The organism is Streptomyces sp. NBC_01237, assembly GCF_035917275.1.
Lineage (GTDB): Bacteria > Actinomycetota > Actinomycetes > Streptomycetales > Streptomycetaceae > Streptomyces.
This window is the reverse complement of sequence record NZ_CP108509.1, coordinates 291,145-315,634: the sequence shown is the minus strand read 5'-3', so window position 1 is coordinate 315,634 and position 24,490 is coordinate 291,145. Positions and strand designations below refer to the sequence as shown.

Genomic DNA, 24,490 nt, shown 5'->3' with positions numbered 1-24,490 from the left:
ACACGTCTTCATGCCCAGCCCGGACCGCCGCTGTCGCAGTCGGCCGGAGCCCCGCTCCGTTTGCGGGGCGGCCGACAGCGGGTTTGAGTGGAGGGCGCCCCCTACGCGTCCCTGGAGCTGGCATGTCGATGGCGTTCGGTTCACCCTTCGGTTCGTCCGATCCTTTCAGCGACATGCTCAATCGGTTCTTCGGCATGTCACCGGCGTCGTCGCCCCCGGCCGTGCAGCGTGTGCCGATCGGCCGTCTCCTGACGGAGTCGTCGCACGAGCTTCTCAACCTCGCCACCCGCAAGGCCGCCGATGACGGCACCTCCGACCTCGACACCGAGCACCTGCTGTGGGCAGCGACCCGGGTCGAACCCGCGAGGGGGCTGCTCGCCCAGGCCGGCGTGGACCCCGAGGCGCTCGCGGCCCAGCTCGACGAGGTGCTGCCCCGGGAGTCCGGTGAGCCGTCCGCCGAGCCCGGTCTCACCCCGGCTGCGAAGCGCACCCTCGCCGCTGCCTACGGCCGTTCGCAGGAGGCGGGTGTGTCATACATCGGCCCCGAGCACATCCTCGCCGCCCTCCTCGCCGACGTCGACTCCGGAGCGAGTCGCCTCCTCGGCGCCGACGACACCGACGTACAAAGACTCCGCGGCCTCACCGAACGCGCGGCGCACTCCGCCGGCGGCGGCCCCGGCGCCGGGAACCGGCATGAGCAGCCCGCCACCACCCTCGACGAATTCGGCAGGGACCTGACCGAGGAAGCGAAAGCGGGCAGGCTCGACCCGGTGGTCGGCCGGGCCGAGGAGATCGAGCAGACCGTCGAGATCCTCTCGCGTCGCTCGAAGAACAACCCGGTGCTCATCGGCGAGCCCGGCGTCGGGAAGACCGCGATCGTGGAGGGTCTGGCGCAGCGCATCGTGGCGGACGAGGTGCCCGACACGCTGAAGGGCAAGAGGGTCGTCTCCCTCGACCTGTCCGGCATGGTCGCCGGCGCCCAGTACCGAGGGCAGTTCGAGGAGCGGCTGAAGAAGGTCATCGAGGATGTCCAGGCGGCAGCGGGCGACATCATCCTCTTCATCGACGAACTGCACACCGTGGTCGGCGCCGGCGCGACGGGCGAGGGCTCGATGGATGCGGGCAACATGCTCAAGCCCGCCCTCGCGCGCGGTGAGCTGCACGTCGTGGGCGCGACGACGATCGACGAGTACCGCAGGCACATCGAGAAGGACGCCGCGCTGGAGCGGCGCTTCCAGCCCGTCCTGATCCCGGAGCCGACGGTCGAGGAGACGGTGCAGATCCTCGAAGGTCTGCGTGATGTGTACGAGGCCCATCACCAGGTCCGGTTCGCCGACGGGGCGCTGACGGCGGCGGCCGAACTCTCCGACCGGTACATCAGCGACCGGTTCCTGCCCGACAAGGCCATCGATGTGATGGACCAGGCCGGTGCCCGGGTGCGTCTGCGGAGCGCCGTCCGTTCCACCGAGGTCGTCAGCCGTGAGGACGCTCTGGCGAAGTTGCGGCGTGAGAAGGACCAGGCCGTGGACGGCGAGGAGTTCGAGCGGGCCTCGGAACTGAAGCGGCGGATCGCCGAGGCGGAGGGCGAGCTCGCGGGAGTCGAGGAGCGCCGTGAGGGTGTCGTCTCGGTCACCGCCATCGACATCGCCGACGTTGTATCGCGCCGCACCGGCATCCCGGTCTCCCAGCTCACCGCCGACGAGAAGGAGCGGCTGCTCAAGCTCGAGGAGGAGATGCACACCAGGGTCGTCGGGCAGGACGAGGCGGTGACCGCGGTCTCCGAGGCGGTGCGCCGCAGCCGCGCGGGCATGGGGGATCCGAACCGGCCCGTCGGCTCGTTCCTCTTCCTCGGCCCCACGGGGGTGGGCAAGACCGAACTCGCCAAGACCCTCGCCGGCCTGCTGTTCGGCGACGAGGACCGCATGATCCGGTTCGACATGAGCGAGTTCCAGGAGAAGCACACGGTCGCCCGGCTCGTCGGCGCGCCCCCCGGGTACGTCGGCTACGAGGAGGCGGGGCAGCTCACCGAGAAGGTGCGGCGCAACCCGTACAGCGTGGTCCTGTTCGACGAGGTCGAGAAGGCGCACTCCGACGTCTTCAACACGCTCCTCCAGATCCTCGACGACGGCAGGCTCACCGACGGGCAGGGCCGCACGGTCGACTTCCGGCACTGCGTGATCATCATGACCTCGAACATCGGCGCCCATCGCATCCTCGCCCACGAGGGCGACGCGGCCGAGCTCAAGGACGAACTGATGGGCGATCTGCGCGGCCGGTTCCTGCCCGAGTTCCTCAACCGCATCGACGACATCATCGTCTTCCACAGCCTCACCGAGAAGGACCTGGCGGAGATCGTCGAACACCTCCTGGACCGCAGCAAGCACCGCGTCCACGCACAGGGCCTGCGGCTGGAAGTCACCGAGGCGGCGAAGAAGCTGCTGGTCGCGCACGGCTACCAGCCGGAGTTCGGCGCCCGCCCACTGCGCCGCACGATCCAGACGGAACTCGACAACCGGATCGCCTCACTCCTTCTCGGCGGCGACGCCGAGCCCGGAGACACGATCACCGCCGACGTGATCGACGACTCGCTCCACTGCACCGTCAGCAGCGGAGCCGGGAGCTGACACACCCGAACCGCCGGTACCCGGCCCAGCGCGGAGTGCCGGTCCCGCCCCGCCCCGTGTACGGACCGCTGTGGAGCGGATCCCGGCCGGTGCGTCAGGCGTCGGCGAGGAGGGGGTCGTACGGGGTACCCGAGCGGCGGCCCGCCATGAAGGAGAGGAAGTCGCCCACGAAGGCGCTCCGGCCGTAGGCGCCGTCGGTGGTGAGCTCGCGGTGGAAGGCGGACCGGAAGAGGGTGCGGTACTCGTCCGCGTCGATGCTCCCGTCGCCGTCCTTGTCGGTGGCGTCGAAGAGGACCTCGGCAACGCGGATGAGCGCGGGTCCGGCGAGGGACGGGACGGCGGTGGCGTACTCCTCGGCGCTGACGCGGCCGTCGCCGTCCGTGTCGAGGGCGGCCTGGAGCTCGCGCCACCAGGCGGCGAAGGCGTCGTAGAGCCTGGTCTCCTCGGGTTCGTCCAGGTCGAGGCGAGTGGCGAGTTCGCGTGCCATGGCGGCGAGGTCGGGCCAGTCGAGGTGGCCGTCGCCGGTCTGGTCCAGCACTCGGCGGAAGAACTCCTCCGCCGGGCGTCGGTTCTCCTCTGTGCCCGCCGAAGGCGCCGGCTCGGGGTTGGTGTCGCCGCTCAGTGGAGTGAGGAGGCGGAGCAGGGCCGACGCCCGCTTCATGCGGGCACGCAGGGCGGATACGGTGCGGGCGCGGGGGTCGTCGCTGTCGGGCGAGAGCGAGAGGGCCTCGATGATGCTCTCGGCGTTGATCCAGCCCTCGGGCAGGAACCGGGTGAGCCCGGCGGCGAGGTAGGCGCCCTGCATGAGGGTGGGGGCGCCGGGCATCTCGGGCAGGCCGGCCCGGCGCCGGTAGGGCTCGGGCAGCGAGGCGACGGTGATCGCGCCGAGGAGTGGACCGGCGACAGCGCGGCCGGCCGCCCACAGTGTCGGCGCTCCGTCGAGCAGCGCGGGGGCGGGCAGGTGGTCGAAGAGCCGGTAGAGGATGACGCGGGCCGCCTCGGTGTTCTCCAGCTCGTTCTCGACGACCCGGTCGAAGTACCGCCAGAAGTCGCTCAGGTCCTCGGGGAGTTCTGCGGCGTCGCCGTCGAGCGCGGCGAGGAACGCGCGGTACTCCGCGTACATCCGCTCCATCGTGTTCTGGTCGAGCGGCTGGCCGCTCAGCCGGCACATGGTGACGGCGCTCTCGAAGAGGGTGGCGACCACCCAGGCGCGGGTCGCACGGTCCATCGCGTCGTAGGCGCGGCCGCGGGAGTCGGAGCCGCTCATGCGCGTGTGCAGCCGGTTGAGCCGGGCGGCCTCCCGTTCGCGTACGGCCGGGTCGGTGCCGAACATGCGCCGCATGCTGAGGAAGGTGTTGCGCAGCCGGCGCCAGGGGTGGGCGACGAAGGTGGAGTTGTCGACGAGGGCGGCGCCGATCTGCGGGTGGGCGGCCTCCAGCACGGTGGCGCGGATTATGGCCAGGGCCCAGCGCGGGTCGTCGAAGAAGGCGCCGAACTGTGATTTCGGGCCGAACAGGGGGGCTTCGTCGGCCATGCCCGTGGTTTCGGTGGTCATGATGGCTCTCCGTTCGTTTGGGCGGGCACGCCGCCGAAGCGGCGGTCGCGGCGCCGGTAGGTGTGCAGGCAGGCGAGGAATTCGGGAGCCCTGAAGTCCGGCCAGAGAACCTCGGGGAAGATCCACTCGGCGTAGGCGACCTGCCAGAGCATGAAGTTGGAGATGCGCTGCTCGCCGGAGGTGCGGATGACCAGATCCACATCGGGGGTGTCGGGGAAAGGCAGATGGTCCGCGAAGAGCCGCTCGGTCACCTCGTCGGCGGGCGTCCCCTTGCGGATCAGCGACCTTGCGGCCTCGACGATGTCCCGGCGCCCGCCGTGGTCGAAGGCGACGGTCAGCGTCATCCCCCGGTTCTCGGCGGTCAGCACCGCCAGGTCGTCGAAGTCCTGGGCCAGTTCACGGGGGATGCGGGGATCGGTGACCCCGAGGAAGCGGCAGCGGATACCGCGCGCGAGCAGCAGCGGCGCATGCTTGCGCACAACCCGGCGCACCAGACGCATCAGGAATTCGACCTCGGTGCCAGGGCGGTTCCAGTTCTCGGTGGAGAAGGCGTACAGACTGAGCCACTCCACGCCGGCGGACCGGGCCGCCTCGATGACGTCGATCACGGCGGTCTCCGCGGCCCGGTGACCCGCCGTACGGGGAAGCGAACGGCGCTGAGCCCAACGGCCGTTGCCGTCCATCACGCAGGCCACGTGCCGCGGCCCCGCAGGCGGCGCCCCCTCGTTCCGCCGCTGCCCGTCGGGTCCGCCACCGCGCTGTCGCCCGCCCGGCCGCTCCTCCGTCGCCGCGCGTACTCGCGGAACGTCGTGGTCCGTCACACCCACCCTGCCTCGCCGCTCCCGCTTCGCCCACGCCCCACCGGCGCGTTGCCTCCCGGGAGTCTGGCAGCGCGAACGGGTTCTGATCGGCCGAACGAGTGGCCGTCACCCTTGTCTCGTACGTTCGAATCTGTCGGAGTGCTGGAGCGGGAACTCGCGTACAGAACCTTTCCCGATTCGGTTGTGCAGGTGACGAGTTGGGCCTTCGAAGTGCACTGCTTGAGCATCCTGGGCACAGCGCGTTACCGTCCGGGCGCCGACACGGAGCACATGTCGGCCACACACCGCTCCGGATACTTGGAACGGCACGTCGCAGCCTCCCTGTCGAGGGCAGAGACACCTCGATGCTCTCCAGGGTGGAACTGCTGGAGGGGCTGGAGCCCGGCCCGCCGGGGGCGCGTCACGGTCCGGTACCCGGCCTCGCGGTCTCGGCGACACGGCCGGGCCGGTACGAGCCGGAATCGGGCCGCCGCGGTGCGAAGTGGGTTTGCTGCTCCCGCCCGTCGGGTGGGTGTGGGTGTCCACACTCCCGGCCCGGCGGACGGGAGCCCTGGCCGTACGCTGATTTCCCCACCGGGATTGCCCGCCGAGGGGCGGTCGAACGTCAACCGAGGATGGCCTGCATTTTGTCGTGGAGGCAGTCCCCGGCACGTACAGGGCTGTAGCGCCTGAGGCCGAGGGGGGCCGGCAGCGAGGTGATGCGGGTGTGGGGTGCGCAGGCGTGGAAGTACCGGCTACAGGTGGCGCCCATGTCGGGCTGGGGCGGAGCGCTCCGAACCGGGTCGCGCTCGAAATCGAACAAGTGCTCTAATTGGAGTATGACCCTCCACTTCCCCGACGACCTGGTCCGGGCGCAGCGCGACTGGCTCGTCACCTATCAGCAGCTCGCCGTGCCCCGCCCCCGCCATATGACCGCCCTGCGTCGCCGCCTCCTGGACCTGTCCTCCCGGATCCAGTGGCATCCGTTCTGGTCCACCCCGTCGGGCCGGACCCCGGCCGCCCGGGTTGAGCTGCGGCGGCTGGCTCACCGCCAGGAGCAGCGCGAACGGAGAGCCGCCTGAACCGCCGGCCGGAACTGTCCAAGGCCGGTCGACGGTCGAGCCGACGGGTGTGAGGTAGGTTGCCCGCCATGACTGCCCTCGGACCCGTCGTCTGGCCACCTGTCCCGATCAGGACCGAGCGGCTCGTGCTCCGCGCGTCCGAGGCCCAAGACCGCGTGGCGTTCATCGAGTTGTTCGCCTCGCCGGAGGTGGGCACCTATACGGGTGGGCCCCGACCGCGTGACGAGCTCGGGCGTGCGGTGCCCGAGGTGCCCGGGCGGCGCACTGGCCTCTTCGTGATCGATCTCGACGGAGCGATGATCGGCATGATCACGCTTGATCGGCGCGACGCGGAGCGTCCGGGGCACGTCCGTCCGGATGCCGGGGAGGCCGAGCTCGGCTATCTGCTCCTGCCGGAGGCGTGGGGATACGGGTACGCCGCCGAGGCGTGCTCAGCGGTACTCGACTGGTTCGCCGACACCCTTCCCGGCGAACCGGTGGTGCTCTGCACCCAGACCGCCAACGAGCGCGCGAGGCGCCTCGCGGCGAAGCTGGGTTTCACCGAGGTGGCGCGGTTCGAGGAGTACGGCGCCGAGCAGTGGTTCGGCGTGCGGTCCCCGGGCGCGCTGTCCGGATGAGCTCGCCCCCCTGCTCCAGCCACCGGTCACCTCAGGACCGACAGGCTGCCGGGCAGTGGGCCGGACGGTGGTCGCCCGCATGCCGACAGACACCACACCGGGCGTGGTCGACGTTTCATCGAGGTCCGGTATTCGAGCATTGGTGCTATCGGGGTGTGTCTCGGTGAGATCCCCCGGGACCTTCGTGAAGCTCAGCTCGTTCTTCTTCGTAGCTCTGTCGGCGGGCTGTCCGGTCGGGGGCGGGGGCATCCGGTGCCCGCTGGTCCGGATGCGGTGCGCCGGGCGCGGCGTGAGGATCGGAGTACGGGCAGCGGCCCGACCGCGCCAGGCCCTACCGGCCTGCTCTTCCTTCCGGCGCTTCCGGCCCGCATTCCGCCCAGCCGCCAGGGGGGCCTGGAGGAAGCTATGCCGCGCCCCCTGTGGACCGGAGCCATCAGCTTTGGCCTGGTCACGATCCCGATCAAGGTCGTGTCCGCGACCGAGGACCATGCGATCCACTTCCACCAGGTGCATCTGGAGGACATGGGCCGGGTCCGGACCCGGAAGATCTGCGCCATCGACGACGAGGTCGTGCCGCAGGAGGAGATCGGCAAGGGTTACGAGGTCACCAAGGACCAGACGGTCACGGTGACCGACGAGGAGCTCGACCGGATGCCCTTGCCCACGGCGAAGGCGATCGAGATCGTCGCGTTCGTCGACGCCGGAACCATCGACCCGATCAGGATCAGCGACTCCTACTATCTGGCGATCGACGGGCAGGTCGCCGCGAAGCCGTACACCTTGCTCCGCAAGGCCCTGGAGCGCTCCGACAAGGTCGCCGTCGCGAAATTCGCCTGGCACAACCGGGAAAGGCTGGGCGTGCTCCGTGTCCGGTCGGGGGCGATCATGCTGCACGCGATGCGGTGGCCCGACGAGATCCGCAGCCCCGACTCCCTCGCCCCGGCGCCGGTGGAACTCGACGAGGACGAGATCGAGCGGGCGGTCCAGCTCACCGACACCATGGCTCTGGACGACATCTCCGGCTTCCGGGACGAGTACCGCGACGCGCTGGAAGACCTCATCGCCGCGAAGGCCGAGGGCAAGGCGCTCCCGGAGCCGGCCGAGGCCGGGACCGGGGAGTCGGGGAAGGTCGTGGACCTGATGGCCGCGCTGAACGCGAGCGTCGCGACGGCCAGGGCGAGCCGCGGCGAGAACAGCGACGACGGGCACGCCACGGTGCACGAGATCCGGCCCAGCAAGAAGACCACGACGAAGAAGACCACCCCCGCCAAGAAGGCGCCTGCCAAGAAGACCCCTGCCAAGAGGTCCACCGCGGCGAAGAAGACCAGTACCGCCGGAAGGACGACGGCGAAGAAGCGCAGCGCCTCCTGATGCCATGACCGTCCTGCCCCGGATCGACCCGATGCTCGCCATTCCCGGCCGCCTGCCACCGCCGTCCTCGGACGGCCGGTATGCCTATGAGGTGAAGCAGGACGGGCAGCGGGTGATCGTCTACCTGCCGGGCGACGGGACGGTGGGGCTGAGGTCCCGCTCCGGTGCCGACATCACCCCGGCCTACCCCGAACTCGGCGGGCTGGGCGGGGTGCTGGATGGCAGGCCGATGGTTCTGGACGGGGAGATCGTCGCCCTGGACGATGCGGGACGCAGTGACTTCGAGCGGCTGCAGGCGCGGATGGGGCTGGCCGGCTCACCGGCGAAGGCCGCCCGCATGGCCCGGACCGTGCCCGCCCACCTGATGTTCTTCGACGTCGTGTTCCTCGACGGCAGCAGTCTCGTCCGGGCCCCGTACACCGAGCGGCGCGAGGCGCTCGAATCCCTCGGCCTGGTGGGCCCGCACTGGTCGGTACCGGCGGCGATCACCGGTCACGGCGCCCAGGCACTGGAGACGACCCGGGAAGCTGGGCTGGAGGGGCTGATCGCGAAGCGGCTGACCTCCCGCTACCAGCCGGGGGTGCGGTCCCGCTCCTGGATCAAGATCCGGCTCGTCCGTACCGTCGATGTCATCGTCGGCGGCTGGGTGCCCGGCCACGGACATCTCGCCGGGCTGCCCGGTGCCCTCCTCATGGGCCGGCGCGACGAGGACGGCTCCTTGCGGTACGTCGGCAGCGTCGGCACCGGATGGAGCGACACCGAACGCGTCACCCTCGCCGGCCTTCTCGACGCCGCCTCGGTCGACACCTGCCCCTTCACCGAGCCCCCGCCGGTCACCGGGGCGCGATGGGCTTTGCCACGCCTCGTCGGCGAAGTCCGCTACACGACCCGCACCCGGGCCGGACGCCTGCGTCACCCCTCCTGGCACCGCCTGCGCCCCGACCTCGCCCCCGACGACACCAACTGACAGCGGACGGCGGGTGCCTGTGGGGTTCTGGTTGCCCAGATCCCACTGCGGGGCGTGCTTGCGCGGGGCCGGCCGGCGCCTGGTACGCCGCCGTCCCGGTCCCGCCGGTCCGGATCATCGGGGCGGGCTCGTAGGCGCGCACCGGCCGGGTCGAGGCCGAGGGCGAGCGGGACGCGTAGGACCGCCCAGGCGGCGAAGCAGCAGGAGTGCGACAGCGGCCGTCGCCAGTTCGCCGGCCGCCAGTCCCGCCCAGACGCCGCCGGTGCCCAGTCGGCCGAGGATCAGAAGCAGGGGGATCTTGATCAGGAGCAGAGTGCCGGTGGAGATGAGGTAAGCGGGCGCCGGGCGGCCCAGGGACTGGGCGTAGGCCGCGACCAGTGGGGCGATCCCCGCGACGGCCAGACCGAGGGCGATGACTTGCAGGGCCTGCCCGGCAGTGGCGATGGTGTCCGCGCCGCTCAGGAACCAGCCGGCGATAGGCCGGCCCAGGAAGGCGAGGACCGTCGCGGTGAGGAGCCCGTACAGCAGGGAGGCCGCCAGCGCGAGGTTGCGGGCCCGCAGGGCACGGTCGGCCAGTCCGCGGCCGGCGTTGTATCCGACGATGGGCTGCAGGCCCTGGCTGACTCCGGTGTGCGGCATCATCACGAAAGTCTGCAGGCGGACGCAGACGGCGTAGGCGGCGAGGGCGGTGGCCGATCCGGTGGCCGCGAGGGTGGCGTTGACGAGGACGGCCAGCAGCGTGACGCCCGTTCCGGCCAGGAACGACGGCAGGCCGATGCCCAGCAGCGCCCGCAGCGTCGCCCTGTGGGGCAGGAGTTCTCTGGGGCCGATGCGGTAGGGGCGGTCGCGCTGTCCGAAGAAGAACCACAGGCTCATCGCGGCGGAGACGGCCTGGCCGCCGACCGTGCCGAGCGCGGCGCCCTGCACTCCCATGTCCAGTCCGAATATGAGCAAGGGGTCGAGCGTGATCTGCACGGCGACCGGTACCACCCACAGCAGGGTGGAGTAGCCCATCCGGCCCTCGGCGCGCACCAGGCTGGAGAAGCCGGTCGAGACCAGGGCCCCGGCCAGCAGCACCACGGCGTAGGGGCGTGCGCTCTCGCGCAGTTCGCCGTGCGCGCCGAGCAGAGAGAGCAGGGGGTCGAGGAAGGCCAGGCCGAGCGTGGTGGTGGCCGCGGCGCTGATCCAGAAGAGGGTCAGAGTGTTGCCCGCTGCGCGGGCGGCGGTCTGCCGGTCCCCGGCGCCCAGGGCGCGGGAGATCAGGGAGGCCCCGCCCGCGCCGACGGTGGTGGACACCGCGCCGAGCAACAGCAGCAGCGGGGCGACCAGGTTGACCGCGGCCATCGCGGTCTCGCCCACGCCGTAGCCGACGAACCAGGCGTTCGTCAGTGCGTAGATGCCGTACACGCCGACGGCGCCCGTGGTCTGGACGCAGGCGCGCCGCAGCAGGCGGCCCACCGGCTCCGTGCCGAGGCGGGTGGTGTGGTCGGCGGCAGTGGCTGTGGAGGTCACCGGCGGCTGCGGCCGAGCAGGGACATGGCCTCGTCGATCCGGAGGCGGGCCCAGTCGTACTGCTCGGTGTCGGTGTGTCCGCGGTACACGGTTTCGATCGCCATGACGAGAACCAGGTAGAGGCAGTACAGGCGTCGGCGCACCTGCTGGGCTCCGGTCAGCTCGCCGTGGCCGTAGCCGCGTATGAAGGGTGACGCGTCGCCGAAGGCGGCCATCTGGCTCCCGGTGAACCCGGCTTCGATCAGCGGGTCGCCGTAGAAGGCACGTTCATGGTCGATGATGCAGACGATCTCGCCGTCGCGGACCATGACGTTGCTGTCCCACAGATCCCACTCGACCAGTCGCGGCTCGGTCACTTCGTCGAGGCTGTCGGCGTGTTGGGCCACGGTCGCGCGGACGAGGCCGTAGTCCCAGCCGAGGTCGACGCCCCGGCGTTCACCGTTGACGAGTACGTCCTCGACCATACCCGTGAACACTCGCCTCCAGCTCGGGTCGCCCGGCCCGGCCAGCGGACCGAAGGTCTCGCCGCGAAGGAGGTTGATCTCACGGTTCAGCGCGCCGAGTTGTTCCATGTACGCCTCGCGTTCGGCGCGGGGGAGTGTGTCGGCGATGATGCCGAGGTTGTCGGCGTCGATGAACGGCATGAAGAAGTAGTCGGCGTCGCACAGTTCACGGCTCCGGTCCGCGAAGTCCACGGTGGGAACCGGTACGGACGTACGCGTGCGCAGAAGTTCCAGTGTGGCCAGCTCGATCGACATGGCACCGTTCTCGTAGGCCATCACCTCCACCCCTGCCGGCGGGGCGATCTTCAGGACAACCTCGGCTCCGTCGCGCAGGCGGATGCGGTAGGCGACGTTGAACCATCCGTGTCCCAGCTCGCTGCTCCAGCCGTCGCCCGTCGGAACCCTGTCGGCACCGTAGGCACGCTCGATCATAAGGCGCAGGACGGCGGTCGACTGCCTGTTCTTGGTGATGCTTTCCACGCGCTGATCTCTCCTCGGCTGTGTGCTGGTGGCGTCGCGGACAGACGCTGCGCCCGTGTACCGGCCCCTTCAGGGCGGCCCCGGCGCGGCTGCCGATCAAATACTTACCACTCGGTCGGGATTTACCGCCAGGGGGAGTGTACGTTCGTACTTTCCGGGGTTAGGGTCGTCCGTATGACCGTCGACATCGAGGCACGGCGCCTCCGCGCCGGGCGGCACGCACGGGCCGCGGTGGCCGTCCTGTTCTTCACGAACGGGGCGCTGTTCGCCAACCTGCTGCCGAGGTATCCGCAGATCAAGGAAGATCTGGCGATCAGTAACGGTGCCTACGGGCTGGCGGTCGCCGCGTTCCCGGCGGGGGCCATCACGGCCGGCCTCGCGGCAGGCGTGCTCATCCGCCGCGTGGGCTCGGCGCAGGTCGCGGTCGTCGGTACCCTGCTGACGGGTGCGGGGACCGTGGCCGCCGGTCTTGCCCCGTCGGTGGCGCTGTTCGCGGCCGCCCTGTTCCTGGGCGGAGCCATGGACGCACTCACGGACGTCGCGCAGAACGCGCACGGACTTCGGGTGCAGCGGCTCTACGGGCGGTCGATTCTCAACTCCTTCCACGCGATCTGGTCCATCGGCGCGGTCACCGGAGGGCTGATGGCCGCCGGAGCAATGTCCCTGGGCCTGTCGCGCGGCGTACACCTCGCGCTCTCGGCGATCGTCCTCGCTGTCGCCGCCGTGGCCGCATGGCGCTTCTGCCTCCCCGGCCCGGACAGCGAACCGGAAGAGACCGGCCCGGAACAGCGGAACACCGAGAGGGAAAGCGGCGCCTCGCACGTCGGGTACGTGCTGGCGGCCCTCGTCCTGATCGCCACAGCGGGCACTCTCGTCGAGGATGCGGGAAACTCCTGGGCCGCCCTGTATCTGACCGATGCCCTGCACACCTCCGCGGCACTCGCCGCCTGGGGCTTCATCGCTCTGGTGGGCGCCCAGTTCATCGGGCGCATCATCGGGGACCGCCTCGTGGACCGCTTCGGCCGGCGCGCTGTTGCCCGGACCGGCGGCCTGATCACCGCGGTCGGCATGGGACTGGCACTGGCGGTGCCGACGCTGCCCGGCACCGTCCTGGGCTTCGCCCTGGCCGGATTCGGGGTGGCGACCCTGGTACCCACGGCGATGCACGAAGCCGACGCTCTGCCCGGCCTCAAACCCGGATCAGGTCTGACGATCGTCTCCTGGCTCATGCGCCTGGGCTTCCTGCTGTCCCCACCGGTCGTCGGTCACGTCGCCGACGCGACCAGCCTGCGCACGGGTCTGCTGGTGATCCCCTTCGCCGGGCTGCTGGTGCTGCTGTTCGCCAAGGTCCTGCAAGACCGCCGTGGTTGAACTCAAAAGGTCTACGGCCGCACGGTGACGAGAGCGGCCGGTGCGTCGAGGGGTCCCGCCCCAGCCATGGGCAGCGGATCCCGGGGCAACGGCCGGCTGACTCCGTCGGAACCTGCTGCGCGTACGCGTACGGAACGGGGCCGGAGCTCTTCCGGGTGCCGGAAACCGGCCAGTGCATCAGCCCGTGCAACCCTCGTTCCGTCCGTTCGGGTGGGGCCCGCATCGTGAACGTCATCCGCCCGGACCGGTCCGGCGTCCGGCCGGCGTACGGGAATGGCGGCCGTGAGCTCCTCGGGGGTCACCGCGAGAGCCTGGGCGAGGTTGGCCGTGAGCCCGGCGTCCAGGCCGTCGGACACGGCGAAAGCGGCGATGATGTGGATCGAGCTCCGGGTGTCGGCGGACTCGGTGTCGTGTCCGACCCGTCGGCAGCGATGCGAGAGCCGGCGAGCGAAGCCGTTGGGGCAGGCTCGTCGCGGTCGGGCACGAGGCGGTTCCCTTCTTCTTACGGTCACCTGCGGGCCGCGCGAGCAGTTGGCCTCCTGAACGGCCGGCCCCGGAGCGGTGCTTGCGAACGGGCCCGGGGCAGCGGTGGACCACTGCCGGCCGATGGCTGACGGGCGATTGCTCCCCGGGTCGCTTCGGCCGGTCCGGCACGGAGGCAGGGACTTCGGTCTTCGCCCGCCCGGCTGTGGCGTACGCGCGGACCGGGTCGACGGTGTGCGGGGCAACAGCGTCGTGACGGCCCCATGGGCGACCACGACCACGACCACGACCGTCGTGTACGTCGGGACGTGGCTTCCCGGCCGACCGGAAAACTCCGCGGGTCGCTTCGGCCGGGGCCGATGTCATGTGCCCCGCCCGGCTCCCGCACCGGAGCTGCCTCTGAGCCGAGCCCGGGGCCGTCGCCCATGCCCACCGCGGTCCCGGTCGCTCCGGGCGGCCCGGCCGCCATTCGCGCCGCCATCCGCCGATCCCTACGGGTCCGGCGGACGGCGGATTCCTCATCCACCCTCCCTCTCTCATTAGATACGATCGAATGCTATACGATCGGTTTTAGAGTGAGCGGAATATTGATGGAGGAGGATCATGACCAACCCACAGCGCCCGGACACGGCTCCGCGCGGACGCCATGTATCCGTGGTCATCGTCGGCGCGGGATTCTCAGGGCTCGGTACGGCCGTACGGCTGCTGCAGGAGGGCCACCGGGATGTGCTGATACTGGAGCGGGCCGACGAGGTCGGCGGCGCATGGCGGGACAACACCTATCCCGGGTGCGCCTGCGACGTTCCCTCGCGCCTGTACTCGTTCTCCTTCGCGCCCAATCCGGCGTGGAGTCGGCGCTTCGCCCCGCGCGAGGAGATCGGGCAGTACCTCAGGCGCTGCGTCGACGAGTACGGCCTGACGCCGAATCTGCGGCTCGGCTGCGAACTGCGACGCGCTGCCTGGGATCCAGGGCGCCGGCGCTGGGACCTGCGGACCAGCACGGGTCCGCTCACCGCCGGGCTGCTGGTGCTGGCCCAAGGCCCGCTGTCGGAACCGGCCGTTCCTTCGTTGCCCGGGCTCGACCGCTTCACCGGCGAGGCGTTCCACTCCGCCAGATGGAGACACGGCCTGGATCTGAGCACCAAGCGGGTGGGAGTGATCGGGACCGGCGCGAGCGCCATCCAGTTCGTCCCTCACCTGCAGCGCACGGCACGGCAGGTGACGGTATTTCAGCGCACTCCGCCCTGGATCGCGCCGAGGCGCGACCGGGCCGTCCCGCCATGGCAGCAACGTCTGTTCCGGCTGGCACCGCCGGTGCAGCGACTGGCTCGCGGCTGGGAGTACGCGGCCCGGGAGGCGACGCTGCCGGCTCTGCTCGGCAACCGCACCATGGCCGCACTCGGCCGACGCGAGGCACTTGGCCACCTGCACCGTCAGGTCGCGGACCCGGGCATGAGAGCCAAACTGACCCCGGACTACGCACTGGGCTGCAAGCGGGTCCTGCTGTCCGACGACTACTACCCGGCCTTGGGCCGGCCCAACGTCGACGTGGTCGCTGATCCGATCACGAGCATCGGGCCCGGTGCGGTGCTCACCGCACCCACCGGCGCGGCGCGGGACGGAGACGCCGTCTTCGAGCACCCGGTGGACGTACTGATCTACGGAACCGGATTCCGCGTCACCGACGCCACGTACGCGCAGCAGGTCCTCGGCGCCGACGGACGGTCCCTGAGCGAGGTCTGGGAAGGCAGCCCGCAGGCCCACCTCGGCACCACGGTCGCAGGATTCCCCAATCTCTTCCTGATGGCAGGTCCCAACACCGGCGTGGGCCACACGAGCCTCATCTACATGATCGAGTCACAGATCGACTACCTGCTCAGCTGCTTGCGGCTGATGCGCAGCCGGGGCCTGGCCGCCGTGGAAGTCCGTGCCGAGGCCCAGTACGCCTTCAACGCGGAGCTGCAGAGCCGGATGGAGCCCACCGTCTGGGCCGCCGGCGGCTGCGTCGGCTGGTACCAGGACCGCACCGGTCGCATCACGTCCATCTGGCCCGAACCGACATGGCGATTCCGTCGTCGCACGCGAGCCTTCGACCCGCGGCAGTACGTGCTGACGGTGAAGGGCGCCGCCCCGCCGCGTCCTCAGCCGTCAGGCCGGGCCGCACGGAACTCGGAAGGGTGAGTCCAGGATCGTGACGCGTCCCCGTGCCCGCAGCTGCCGGAGAGCCCCGCTCAGGGTGTTGATCGTGCCCACCGCGCTGAGCCGTACTCCGGCCACCCGCCTCTTCGCTGTCGAAGCGCTGAGCGCAGTCCTGTTCTCGGTGCCCATGCTGCTGTTCACCACGCCCAGTCACCCCAGAGTGCCCGACTGGTTCCAGTTACTGGGGCTCGGCCTCCTGCTCACGATGACCGGCGCCACCGTGCACACGTGGCGGCGGACCATCGCCGACGAGCTGATACCCGCCGGGCGAACGGGCCCGGCGGCCGGGGGAGCCCGCGGACGTCTGCGTGAACAGCTCGTCGCGGAGCGCCGGTTGCGTCGGCTGATGATCGTCTATCCAGCCGCGCTGGTCCTGCTGCTGCCGGTCCCCGATACCTGGGTGACCTTCTGGTTCTGGTCCACGCTGCTGGCGGCCGTAGCCGGGCTGGTCTCGCTCGGCCTGCTGCTGCGCGCCCCCGGCCGTCACGGGCGCACGTGATCGACTCCTGTGGCAGGAGCCGGACATACCGGCGGTGAACTGAAGGACTCATGAACGCACATCACGATCACGACAACGAGTGGGACGTGCTGGGCGTGCACGGGAACGCGAGGCGCGCCTGCACGCTCCCACCCTCGCGCAGACGATGGACCGGCTGCGGGATCTGCGGTCCGACCCAGCTCAAAGTCACTCCCTACGACGAGGAATGGCCCGGCCGGCACACGGCTTTCACGTCCCGCATCCGGCACCCGGCTCCGTACTCATCCGTCGCGGCGCCGCCCTGCGGACCCGGTCCTCCCGGCAGCCTCGTCGTAGAGGCGAAAAAGGCGGACGTGCTGCTCCGCAGCTGTGCGGGACTGCCCCAGCCGTTCCAGGAGCTGCCAGCACTGTGCGACGAGCCGGCGTGCCTCGGATCCCGGCCAGGGCCGGGGGAGCAGCTCGGGCGGCAGAAGAGGGTCGGGCTCCATCGCATGGCTGAATTCGGCGGCCAGTTCGACCGCGATGGTCAGCTGCTGGAGCGAGGAGGGGGCGGCCTCGTCCTGGAGTAGGCGCAGCCGCGGCTCGGCCACGGAAGCGAGGTGCCGATAGCGATCGGCGATCTCGTCCTGCGGCCACAAGCTGCGGGCAAGCGCGACCGGATCACGCACATCACCCTGACGCAGGTCGTCAGTGGTGAGGAGGGTGAGGCGGCCGTGGATGCCGAGCCGGCGAGCCTCGTCCTCGACGTAGGGTTCCCACGCGTTGGCGCTGACGTAGAGGCCGCCCTGGACAGGGGCGCCACCGAGCCGGGTGAGAACGGTACGCAGTGTGTCGCGCGCCGTGCGGGTGTCTTCGGGTACGGCGAAGGCGACCAGGTGCCAGATGCCGTCCCAGGGGGCGAGGCCCGCGTCCTGCCGGAAAGCGTGCGCGACGAACTCGACGTCCGGCCCCAGGGCCTGCGCGGTAGCGCCGGTCGCCCGGAGCAGTGCTTTGCGCCCCCTGCCCTCCTGGACGAAGCGCCCCTCTGCTACGAGCCGCTTGATGCACAGACGTACCTGCTGGTCGGTCATGCCGAGCAGGTCGGCAGTCGCGTAGAGCTCGCCGGCGTCGACCGTGTGGTCGGTACGGATCAGAGCCTCGACCAGCATGCGGGTGGGGACCCGGACGGGCGCTGTCGGCGTGTGGAGCGAGTCGGTCATGAAGTGGCGGGCCTTTCTGGTACGTCCAAGGGTGCGGCGCGTCGTGCTGCCGAGCCGCACCTCTTCAGGCCGCGCGGCCAAGAAGTGCGCCCGGTATACACGGGACGGTATCCGGGTCGCTCGCACTGTGTCCTGGCGCGGGGATCCCATGCCGACGTCCAGTCCGCCATCCCGGCAGCGGTGCTCCGTCGCGAGGGCGATCCGAGCGTCGCGGGGAGCGCCACCTCCGCACGCCGACGCACCTGTCGGAGGCGGGTACAGGCACCCGCCACCTGTCGGAGGCGGGTACAGGCACCCGGGGTACCGAGGCCGGGGCGGGTCACGCCCGGCGGCGCCGTGGAAGTTCCCTCCTCGCTCGAACCGGGGGATGGTTCGGAGCTATGGCCTGTCCCAGAAAGAGCCGAGCAAGACGGCGACCTCGTCCACGCGCTCGATCTGCGGCATGTGGCCGGTCCGGGAGAACAGGTGGGTGCGTGCCAGGGGCAGAGCGGTCGCGGCGTTCATGAGGTGGGTGGCCGGCAGGATCCTGTCGTGGGTGCCCCAGACGACGAGCGTGGGGATGTCGAGCGCCGAGACCTCGGTGAGCAGTTCCTCGCGCCAGTCGCGGCGTACGCCGCGCCACGAACCGAGTGCATGGGACTGGCGCCGGAACGTCCGTGCCGCCCCTTCGCGACGGGAGAGCGCGAGCGCCAGGGCGACCCGTTCGGGTGTGGCGAAGGCCGGGTCGTGGAAGAGGGAACGCTCCGACATCAGCGCGCTGTCCGCATGGGGACGCAGAAGCAGCCGCCAGAGCAGCGGCAGGCCGAGGACGCGCAGGGTCCAGGTGACCTCGCGGCCGAACCCTGCGCTGTTGAGCAGTGCCAATGACGCCACCCGTGCGGGGGCACCGGTGGCGAGCCGCATCGCGACGGCGCCGCCCAGCGAATTGCCCACCACGTGCGCGCCGGAGGGAACCCCGAGCATGTCCAGGGTTCCTTCGACGTGCCGGGCCAGTGATGCGAGGCGGCAGTCCGGCAGGGGCTGGGACTGCCCGAACCCCGCGAGGTCGATGGCGATCAGCCGGTACCCGCTCAGAGCGGCACGCAGCGGCTCCCAGTCCTCCAGGCTGCGGCCCAGTCCGTGCAGCAGGATCACGGGCGGGCCGGTGCCCGTCGCGGCGTAACGGACGGGAAGCCCCCCGACCTCGACGAATTCCGCTGTCCGTACGCCGACTCCTGGTTCCGGTGATGGCACCGGGCATCTCCTCGTTTCAGCGGCTCGGGGTGACGGTGGTGATCGCATAGTCGCCGGGGTGGTCGTTGTCGGAGGTGTGGGGCAGATGGTGGGACAGGTCGAGGAAGAACCGCTCGGGTTCGATGACGGCCTCGGGCGGGTGGACGCCGGGCCGGCCGCCGGTGCCGTCGAGAAGCTGGGCGAGCCCCAGGGCCAGCGGGATTCCGGTCGCCTCTGCCATGTCGTCGATCAGCGTGGTCATGCCGGACGTCTCGGCGAGGCGGGACAGGACGGTGACCGGTCGGCCGTCGCGGGTACCCGTGGCTGCTGCGAAGAACGGCGGCAGCGAACGGGGGCCCTTGAGACGCATGGCTCCTGCCACCGCCCGCAGGCCGCGTGGAACTGAGGGGTTGGCCAGGTCGATGGCGGCGGTTTCGTTGGTGAGCCTGCCGGCGTCGATGTCCCGGCGCAGAACGTCCAGGTAGGCCAGTGTGCCTGGGGTGATGACCATGAGGTTGGCGGCCTCGCCGGTCGGGCGGAAGCTGCGATGGAGGGTGACCGGCTCGGGATGGCCGACGGTGTACGCCGTTCCGGAGTGCTCGGGGGAGAGGGCCAGTGTGACCGGAAGGAGCGGCCGTCGGTGTACGAGCTGTCCGTCGCTGACGACGGCCACCTTTCCGCTGATCTGCTCCATCCAGTGCACGGCGGCGGCACTGGGCCGCCCGTCGGGGCCGAGCAGCTGCTCGTCGTCCTGGCCGTTGCCGGACACGTCGACGGGCCATGCGGTGTACAGGTCCCGGACGTGGTGCAGCTGCTGGACGGCACGTGCGGCGAGCAGGTTGCTGACACCGGGGCTGGCGCCCATACCCACCACCGCGCAGACCCCGGCGGACCGTGCTTCCTCGTCCAGGTCGAGCATCCGCAGGGTCGGCTCCCAGTCGTCGCAGATGTCCAGGTAGTGCGTACCGGTCGCGATGGCGGCACGCAGCACGGTCAGGCCGAAGCGGTAGTACGGGCCGACGGTGTTGAGCACGACGTCGGCGTCGGCCATCGCGGCGCGGAGGGCGGACTCATCGGTCACGTCCACCTGTAGGGCCCGCATGGGCGTACCGCCGGTATCGGCGAGGTGGCGTACCAGTCTCCGGGCCGCTTCAAGGCGTTTGTCGGCCACCACGATCTCGGTCACCTCGGGCAGCCCGGCCGCCACCCTCACCGCCACCGCCCCCATCGCACCGGGTCCGCCTAGTGCCAGGATCCTCATCCGCTCTTCCTCTCAAATTCGATACGATCGAAATCTATACGATCGGTTTTGAATCGAGCAAGTGTTGATGAGGGAGGACCGTGAATGATCCACCGTCCCCCCGGACACGGCTCCGCACGGGCCGGAGATCGACGACTGCCCGCCCTTGGCCGCCTGCGTACGTGTGCTGGCCGATGCCTTTGCCCGCTGGCCGGCGACCTCCTGGATCTGCGGCAGCTCGTCCGCCACCAGGGAGAAATGGTTCGACGCCACCCTGTGCGTCGATGCCACCGTTCCCGGATGGTGCCGCTACGCCCTGGCCGGGGACGGCGTCCGCCCCATTGCGGCCGCCGTCCTCACCCCGCCCGGACCTCGGCTCCCACCTGCCGCGCAGGCGCAGTGGGCGGCCCGTACGCTCGCGTGTTGCGGTCCCCGGTCCGTGCGGCGGACCCTGCGCTACCTCGGCCTCACCGAAGCAGGTGCGCGCGGGAATGCCTGGACGCTGGAGTTCATCGGGGTGGTTTCCGCCGCCGCAGGCCGCGGGGCGGGGCGGCGTCCCTTCGGCCGCCTGCCGGCCGACACGCCGGCCATGGCCGGGATCTACCTCACCACCGCGGACCCCGGAAATGTGGCGCTCTATCAGCACTTCGGGTTCGTCACCCAGCAGCGCCTGTCCGTCGGGCCAATGAATGTCGCGACCCTGGCTCGCCGGTGACCGCGTCCCCGTGCTGGACGATGTCGTGCTCGTGAACGGGGCGGCCAAGGCCGCCTCCCTGGACACACCACGTACCACGAACGTCCCAAGCGCCGAGACCGACGGCGTACGTACGGTCCGGTTCCGTATCCAGGGGCCTGCCGACGCCCACACCACCGCGGATCAGAGCTGGGCGGGCCGGCCGTCGTTCGCCGGGCGGACCTTCGTCGTGCGGAACAGGTGATGCCCGCCCTCCCGATCGTTTCGCAGGGCGGGCGGGGCAGGGCTCAGGCGAGCAGGTCGGTTTGCGTTCCGACGCCGTGTTGTTCGGCGTGCTGGTAGGCGAGCCAGGCAAGGGCGAGGTCCTGCCAGGGAAGCCCGACAGGAGCGTAGACGGTGCGTGTCGTAGCGCCGGTGCGGCCCGGGTGGTCATTGCGGAGGAGCTCGCCGAGGGTGGCCTTGGCGGCGGTGGCGGGGAGGCCGACGGCTGCGAGTGCTCCCATGGAGGCGGCCAGTTCACGGTCGTCGACCACGAGGAGCGAGGATGCGAGCAAGTCGGCGGAGAGTTCTTGCTTGCCTGGCTCATCGGCACCCAGAGACGTGAAGTGTTGCCCCGGCCGAGTATCGGCAAGGCGCAGCAACGGTCTACGTGCCCACGTCGCCAGCAGGACGACATCGGCGGCCGAGGCGACATCCGCGGGAGAACCGAGCGCTCGTCCGCCGTGCCGGGCGACAAAGGCGGCGGCGCGGGCCGGGTCGGCGTCGTGCACCACGACATCGCGGAAGCTCCGCATGCTGCGCAGTCCGCGGACCATGAGCTCTGCTTGTGCGCCGGCGCCGATCACGCCGAGTGCCGCGTCCCCTCCCGGGTCGGGGGTCGCGAGGACATGAGTCCCCAGAGCTGCTGCGAGTCCCGTGCGCCAAGCGGTGATGGTGGCGGAATCCATCAGAGCGAGGAGCTCACCGTCATGACCACTGTGGAGACAGATCACGCCACGCAAAGCTGGTCGGGTGGCGGGGAACTTGGCGTTCACCTTCACCGTGTAGGCGTCGATCCCGGGCAGCAGCCCAGGGATCAAAGCGGTGGCCGTGCCGGGAAACGGCAGGTCTGTCAGTACTCGCTGTCCCGTTGCGGGCCCAGATCCGGTACTACGGAAACCTTCTTCGAGGACGGCCATACAGGCCGTGGGCTCAAGCACGGCTTCCAGATTGCTGCGGGTCAGGATTCGGGTCATGTCCCCATGATCTCAATCCCCTTTTCCGCGCGGGAACCAAGGCGCAGAGCCCCGTTTTCCCGGCGACGGGGACGGTTCCCCGAAGCTGCCATGACCTGGCGCATGCCTCAGCGTGGTGATGCTCCTGGGAACCCGCCGTCTGGCCGGATCGTTTGACTGACATGCTGCATCACCAGGACACCACGTCCGTATGTCCCATCACCGACGCCGACATTCCGACCGCTGTCGACACCCTGGCTCGGGCCTTCGCCGACTACCCCTACACCCGGCACGTCGTCGCCGCGGACGACCATGAGGGCCGGATCCGGCGCTTCCAGGAACTTTGCCTGACCCGTGTTGGGATGGTGTACGGGCGCGTATGGGTTGCCGACGCAGGCCGTGCCGTTGCCGTGTGGGCCACTCCCGACCAGGACCCCTCACCCGCCTTTGCCGAGATCGGCCCGTTGCTGGGCAGCCTTGCCGGTGACCGGGCAGCTGCCTTCGAGTCCGCGGAGCAGGCCGTCGCTCCGTACCGGCCGCAGGAGCCCGCATGGTTTCTGAACACGGTCGGAGTCACCCCTGAAGCCCAGGGGCAGGGGCTCGGCAGTGCGGTGCTGGTCCCCGGCATCGAGGCGGCCGCACGTGCCGGGTACCCGGTATTCCTGGAGACCTCCAGCGAGCGGAACGTGAAATTCTACGAGCGCCTCGGCTTCGAGGTCACAGCCGAGGTCGTTCTCCCCGACAACGGTCCCCGTACGTGGTGCATGCGCAAGGACCCCCGATAGAGCTGCGGGGCCGTCGTGGGTGCCGGTCCGGTGTCAGTGGGGTTGCGTCAGTGACGTAGTGACAGTTGAGCCGGTGTGCGGGTCGGGTGCTTCTGAGGTGCGGGTCGGTGGTGAGCTCTTTCAACCTGCTTGCAGCGCATGGTTGTTGACGATTGAGGGCTGTACGGGACGAGGCGGCTTCACGGCTGCTCCGACCTGGTCGGCTCTGCCGGATCGACTCACGACCTGACCGCCGCGCGACAGCACGGGATCATCGAAGCCCCCTTGTCGTACCTATGGGGCAGGATGGTGCCATGGCACAGACGATCTTGCCCCCGTCGGAGTCCTGGCAGTTGATCGATGTCTGGCTGACGACGCACGTGGCCGCCGATTTCACGCTCCTCAATCCACCAGCGACATCGGACGAGATCCGACACGCGGAGCGGATCCTCGGCTCCCGACTGCCCGGTGATCTCGCTGAGTCTCTGCGATGCCACAACGGTGTGAGCACCTGGACATCCATCCTGCCGGAGCAGTCCCCGCTTGCAGTGAGCGGCATCGTGGAACATTGGCAGTCCCGCATGACCGTCGCGGCGGAGAACGACGGCCTGACCGCTCGCCCCTGGGACGACGAGCCTTGGTGGCACCCGCTCTGGGTTCCCTGGGCTGAGAGTGACGATGGCACGACGCAGGTGATCGACCTGCGTCCTGGCCCGGAGTCCCGGCGTCTCGGCTGGGCGGGCCACAGCGGTGGCGGCGACTTCACCGATTCCTGGCCTGATCTGGCGAGCCTGCTCCACGCGGTCGCGCAAGCACTGCACCAAGGTGGAGGCATCCGCGGACTGCATCCCTACCTCACGACGCAAGGCGGGATGTGGTGGGACGAAGAGGATTGCTCCGAACTGAACGGTCACCCCCTGAGGGCCGCCCCGGTCGGGCTGTCCTAGTCACAGCATTCGATGCGAATCACCCGAGGGTCTCTCCTTCCCACGAACACTCCCAAGGTGCCTGACCCGCCATCGCTCTCAGAACGCATCGACAACGGTTCTTCTCGGTGTCCTGCGCAGCCACCCGCGGCTACGCCGTACCGCCCGTCCCGCTGCCCGGACCTCCGTCGGCGTGGGAGCGGGTTCCGTCCGGCCGACGGAGGCTTCTCCTGCTCCTGCGGAACGTCAGGGGGCTCTGGACGGGGTGCGCCGGATCGAGAGCTTCGCTGTCGTGGTCGCCGCCGCCGTGGCCGTGGTGGGTCTCCGGTACGGGAACGTTCAGACCAGGCAGGCCAATGAACGCGCCCAGCAGGCCAGCACTCAGGCGAGGGGCGGCCGGGCGCTGGAGAAGGAAGGGCAGATCACCGACCGGTACAGGGTGGCGCTGGGCAACCTCGGTAAGGACCAGCGGGACGTACGGCTGGGCGGCATCCACGTGCGCGGGCAGGGCTGCGTCGCCCCGGGCTCCGGGGCTGGCCGGAGCCGGAGTGAAGGCGATGGACGCTTCGGTGTCCCGGGCAACGTGGGTGAGCGGCAGCGCCGGGCCGCAAGTGCAGGGTCTGCCGCATGGCCCCGGAGGGCTGACAGGTCGCGGGTGCGGCCCGCCGTCGCACTTCCGGGCCGCCCACCGGCGGGAGAGCGAACAGCGGCCGGTCGGGTGCGGTCAGGGAGCGAGCAGGACCGTCTTGCCGTGCGGCCGCCCGGCGCCGGCATCCCCATGCACGGCGGCCGGCTCGGCCATCCGGCGGTGGGCGGCGACGTGGACCGGGAGCTTGCCGGCATCCACCCGGCGGCCAGCTGGGCTCCGTCGCTGAGGACCCACAGGCTCGCGCTGCGCACGCCCCCAGCGGCGTCCTCGCGTATCGGGCAGGCTGCGCCGGCAGTGATCCCGCCGTCGGCGACGTAGTTCGTCAGCTGCGCGAGCTCCTCCGAACCTCTCCATGGCCGTGGCGACGAGCAGGTTCACCCCCGTCCGCGCTGGTCGGCGGGATGGTGTGGGGCGCCGGCGAGAGCTACTACCAGATCGTCGAGATCATCGGCATCCTCGCGGGCTCCGCCGCCTCGGAGCGGCTCGCGCGGCCTGTGGTCCTGCCGGTGCGGGGCGGGCCCGGAGCCGGAGCGGCTCCCCGGCCCGAGAC

Annotated in this window: 20 protein-coding genes; 12 read left to right on the top strand and 8 right to left on the bottom strand. The window is 70.5% G+C overall.

Annotated features, from left to right (window positions below; genetic code table 11):
- The first annotated feature begins 122 nt into the window (after window positions 1–122).
- Window positions 123–2,624: an ATP-dependent Clp protease ATP-binding subunit gene (locus OG251_RS37805; protein WP_326681793.1), complete on the top strand. Its 2,502-nt coding sequence runs from the start codon at window positions 123–125 to the stop codon at window positions 2,622–2,624.
- Window positions 2,625–2,718: 94 nt separating this feature from the next.
- On the opposite strand, the gene OG251_RS37800 is transcribed toward OG251_RS37805, so the two are convergent.
- Together OG251_RS37800 and uppS are read right to left on the bottom strand one after the other, a co-directional pair.
- Window positions 2,719–4,179 carry an oxygenase MpaB family protein gene (locus OG251_RS37800; protein ID WP_326681792.1) on the bottom strand — a complete coding sequence of 487 codons (1,461 nt, stop codon included), beginning with the start codon at window positions 4,177–4,179 and terminating at the stop codon, window positions 2,719–2,721.
- A complete protein-coding gene (uppS, locus tag OG251_RS37795) occupies window positions 4,176–4,874 on the bottom strand; it encodes a polyprenyl diphosphate synthase (RefSeq protein WP_326682757.1) in 699 nt (232 codons plus the stop codon). The genes OG251_RS37800 and uppS overlap by 4 nt, the downstream gene beginning before the upstream one ends.
- A 944-nt stretch (window positions 4,875–5,818) precedes the next feature.
- On the opposite strand from uppS, the gene OG251_RS37790 reads away from it, so the two are divergent.
- From OG251_RS37790 to OG251_RS37775, 4 genes are all read left to right on the top strand, one after another.
- On the top strand, window positions 5,819–6,061 hold the full coding sequence (locus OG251_RS37790; protein ID WP_326681791.1) for a hypothetical protein: 243 nt from the start codon (window positions 5,819–5,821) through the stop codon (window positions 6,059–6,061).
- Window positions 6,062–6,129: 68 nt separating this feature from the next.
- Window positions 6,130–6,678, top strand: a complete 549-nt coding sequence (locus OG251_RS37785) for a GNAT family N-acetyltransferase (RefSeq protein WP_326681790.1) — start codon at window positions 6,130–6,132, stop codon at window positions 6,676–6,678.
- 405 nt (window positions 6,679–7,083) lie between these two features.
- Window positions 7,084–8,049 carry a non-homologous end joining protein Ku gene (gene ku, locus OG251_RS37780; RefSeq protein WP_326681789.1) on the top strand — a complete coding sequence of 322 codons (966 nt, stop codon included), beginning with the start codon at window positions 7,084–7,086 and terminating at the stop codon, window positions 8,047–8,049.
- 4 nt (window positions 8,050–8,053) lie between these two features.
- Window positions 8,054–9,016 (top strand): ATP-dependent DNA ligase, encoded by a 963-nt coding sequence (locus OG251_RS37775; RefSeq protein WP_326681788.1) that lies wholly within the window; start codon window positions 8,054–8,056, stop codon window positions 9,014–9,016.
- A gap of 114 nt (window positions 9,017–9,130) precedes the next feature.
- Here the strand turns inward: OG251_RS37775 and OG251_RS37770 are convergent, their stop codons facing one another.
- Both OG251_RS37770 and OG251_RS37765 read right to left on the bottom strand, forming a co-directional pair.
- Window positions 9,131–10,528, bottom strand: coding sequence for an MATE family efflux transporter (locus OG251_RS37770; protein WP_326681787.1), 1,398 nt, complete (start codon window positions 10,526–10,528; stop codon window positions 9,131–9,133).
- Entirely contained in the window at window positions 10,525–11,511 is a 987-nt protein-coding gene (locus OG251_RS37765; RefSeq protein ID WP_326681786.1) for a phosphotransferase family protein, read from the bottom strand. Before OG251_RS37765 ends, OG251_RS37770 begins: the two co-directional genes overlap by 4 nt.
- A 174-nt stretch (window positions 11,512–11,685) precedes the next feature.
- Here OG251_RS37765 and OG251_RS37760 point away from each other — a divergent pair, with 174 nt between their 5' ends.
- The 3 genes from OG251_RS37760 to OG251_RS37750 all read left to right on the top strand — a co-directional run bounded on the left by OG251_RS37760 (window position 11,686) and on the right by OG251_RS37750 (window position 16,063).
- On the top strand, window positions 11,686–12,882 hold the full coding sequence (locus tag OG251_RS37760; RefSeq protein WP_326681785.1) for an MFS transporter: 1,197 nt from the start codon (window positions 11,686–11,688) through the stop codon (window positions 12,880–12,882).
- 1,086 nt (window positions 12,883–13,968) lie between these two features.
- Window positions 13,969–15,546 carry a flavin-containing monooxygenase gene (locus tag OG251_RS37755; RefSeq protein ID WP_326681784.1) on the top strand — a complete coding sequence of 526 codons (1,578 nt, stop codon included), beginning with the start codon at window positions 13,969–13,971 and terminating at the stop codon, window positions 15,544–15,546.
- Window positions 15,547–15,610: 64 nt separating this feature from the next.
- Window positions 15,611–16,063, top strand: coding sequence for a hypothetical protein (locus OG251_RS37750; protein WP_326681783.1), 453 nt, complete (start codon window positions 15,611–15,613; stop codon window positions 16,061–16,063).
- Between the two features lie 260 nt (window positions 16,064–16,323).
- On the opposite strand, the gene OG251_RS37745 is transcribed toward OG251_RS37750, so the two are convergent.
- The 3 genes from OG251_RS37745 to OG251_RS37735 all read right to left on the bottom strand — a co-directional run bounded on the left by OG251_RS37745 (window position 16,324) and on the right by OG251_RS37735 (window position 19,714).
- The gene (locus OG251_RS37745) at window positions 16,324–17,241 is read right to left on the bottom strand and encodes a PaaX family transcriptional regulator C-terminal domain-containing protein (RefSeq protein ID WP_326681782.1); all 918 of its coding nucleotides are present in this window, start codon (window positions 17,239–17,241) and stop codon (window positions 16,324–16,326) included.
- A gap of 378 nt (window positions 17,242–17,619) precedes the next feature.
- Window positions 17,620–18,474 carry an alpha/beta fold hydrolase gene (locus OG251_RS37740; RefSeq protein WP_326681781.1) on the bottom strand — a complete coding sequence of 285 codons (855 nt, stop codon included), beginning with the start codon at window positions 18,472–18,474 and terminating at the stop codon, window positions 17,620–17,622.
- A 16-nt stretch (window positions 18,475–18,490) separates the two neighbouring features.
- Window positions 18,491–19,714 carry a saccharopine dehydrogenase family protein gene (locus OG251_RS37735; RefSeq protein ID WP_326681780.1) on the bottom strand — a complete coding sequence of 408 codons (1,224 nt, stop codon included), beginning with the start codon at window positions 19,712–19,714 and terminating at the stop codon, window positions 18,491–18,493.
- Window positions 19,715–19,859: 145 nt separating this feature from the next.
- On the opposite strand from OG251_RS37735, the gene OG251_RS37730 reads away from it, so the two are divergent.
- On the top strand, window positions 19,860–20,408 hold the full coding sequence (locus OG251_RS37730) for a hypothetical protein (RefSeq protein ID WP_326681779.1): 549 nt from the start codon (window positions 19,860–19,862) through the stop codon (window positions 20,406–20,408).
- Window positions 20,383–20,631 (top strand): hypothetical protein, encoded by a 249-nt coding sequence (locus OG251_RS37725; protein WP_326681778.1) that lies wholly within the window; start codon window positions 20,383–20,385, stop codon window positions 20,629–20,631. Before OG251_RS37730 ends, OG251_RS37725 begins: the two co-directional genes overlap by 26 nt.
- A 43-nt stretch (window positions 20,632–20,674) precedes the next feature.
- Here OG251_RS37725 and OG251_RS37720 read toward each other — a convergent pair whose 3' ends face one another.
- Window positions 20,675–21,622, bottom strand: coding sequence for an ornithine cyclodeaminase family protein (locus tag OG251_RS37720; RefSeq protein ID WP_326681777.1), 948 nt, complete (start codon window positions 21,620–21,622; stop codon window positions 20,675–20,677).
- A gap of 161 nt (window positions 21,623–21,783) precedes the next feature.
- On the opposite strand from OG251_RS37720, the gene OG251_RS37715 reads away from it, so the two are divergent.
- Together OG251_RS37715 and OG251_RS37710 are read left to right on the top strand one after the other, a co-directional pair.
- Complete coding sequence (locus OG251_RS37715) at window positions 21,784–22,386, top strand: GNAT family N-acetyltransferase (protein ID WP_326681776.1); 603 nt, start codon at window positions 21,784–21,786, stop codon at window positions 22,384–22,386.
- A gap of 293 nt (window positions 22,387–22,679) precedes the next feature.
- A complete protein-coding gene (locus tag OG251_RS37710; protein ID WP_326681775.1) occupies window positions 22,680–23,312 on the top strand; it encodes an SMI1/KNR4 family protein in 633 nt (210 codons plus the stop codon).
- The last annotated feature ends 1,178 nt before the right edge of the window (window positions 23,313–24,490 follow it).

Bases quoted from the DNA above. Each gene is read 5' to 3' on its own strand.
- ku (WP_326681789.1), top strand. From the start codon at position 7,084: ATGCCGCGCCCCCTGTGGACCGGAGCCATCAGCTTTGGCCTGGTCACG.
- OG251_RS37720 (WP_326681777.1), bottom strand. From the start codon at position 21,622: ATGACCCGAATCCTGACCCGCAGCAATCTGGAAGCCGTGCTTGAGCCC.
- OG251_RS37745 (WP_326681782.1), bottom strand. From the start codon at position 17,241: ATGACCGACTCGCTCCACACGCCGACAGCGCCCGTCCGGGTCCCCACC.
- OG251_RS37715 (WP_326681776.1), top strand. From the start codon at position 21,784: ATGCTGCATCACCAGGACACCACGTCCGTATGTCCCATCACCGACGCC.
- OG251_RS37775 (WP_326681788.1), top strand. From the start codon at position 8,054: ATGACCGTCCTGCCCCGGATCGACCCGATGCTCGCCATTCCCGGCCGC.
- OG251_RS37805 (WP_326681793.1), top strand. From the start codon at position 123: ATGTCGATGGCGTTCGGTTCACCCTTCGGTTCGTCCGATCCTTTCAGC.
- OG251_RS37755 (WP_326681784.1), top strand. From the start codon at position 13,969: ATGACCAACCCACAGCGCCCGGACACGGCTCCGCGCGGACGCCATGTA.
- OG251_RS37800 (WP_326681792.1), bottom strand. From the start codon at position 4,179: ATGACCACCGAAACCACGGGCATGGCCGACGAAGCCCCCCTGTTCGGC.
- OG251_RS37785 (WP_326681790.1), top strand. From the start codon at position 6,130: ATGACTGCCCTCGGACCCGTCGTCTGGCCACCTGTCCCGATCAGGACC.
- OG251_RS37760 (WP_326681785.1), top strand. From the start codon at position 11,686: ATGACCGTCGACATCGAGGCACGGCGCCTCCGCGCCGGGCGGCACGCA.
- OG251_RS37735 (WP_326681780.1), bottom strand. From the start codon at position 19,714: ATGAGGATCCTGGCACTAGGCGGACCCGGTGCGATGGGGGCGGTGGCG.
- OG251_RS37725 (WP_326681778.1), top strand. From the start codon at position 20,383: ATGTCGCGACCCTGGCTCGCCGGTGACCGCGTCCCCGTGCTGGACGAT.
- OG251_RS37790 (WP_326681791.1), top strand. From the start codon at position 5,819: ATGACCCTCCACTTCCCCGACGACCTGGTCCGGGCGCAGCGCGACTGG.
- OG251_RS37710 (WP_326681775.1), top strand. From the start codon at position 22,680: ATGGCACAGACGATCTTGCCCCCGTCGGAGTCCTGGCAGTTGATCGAT.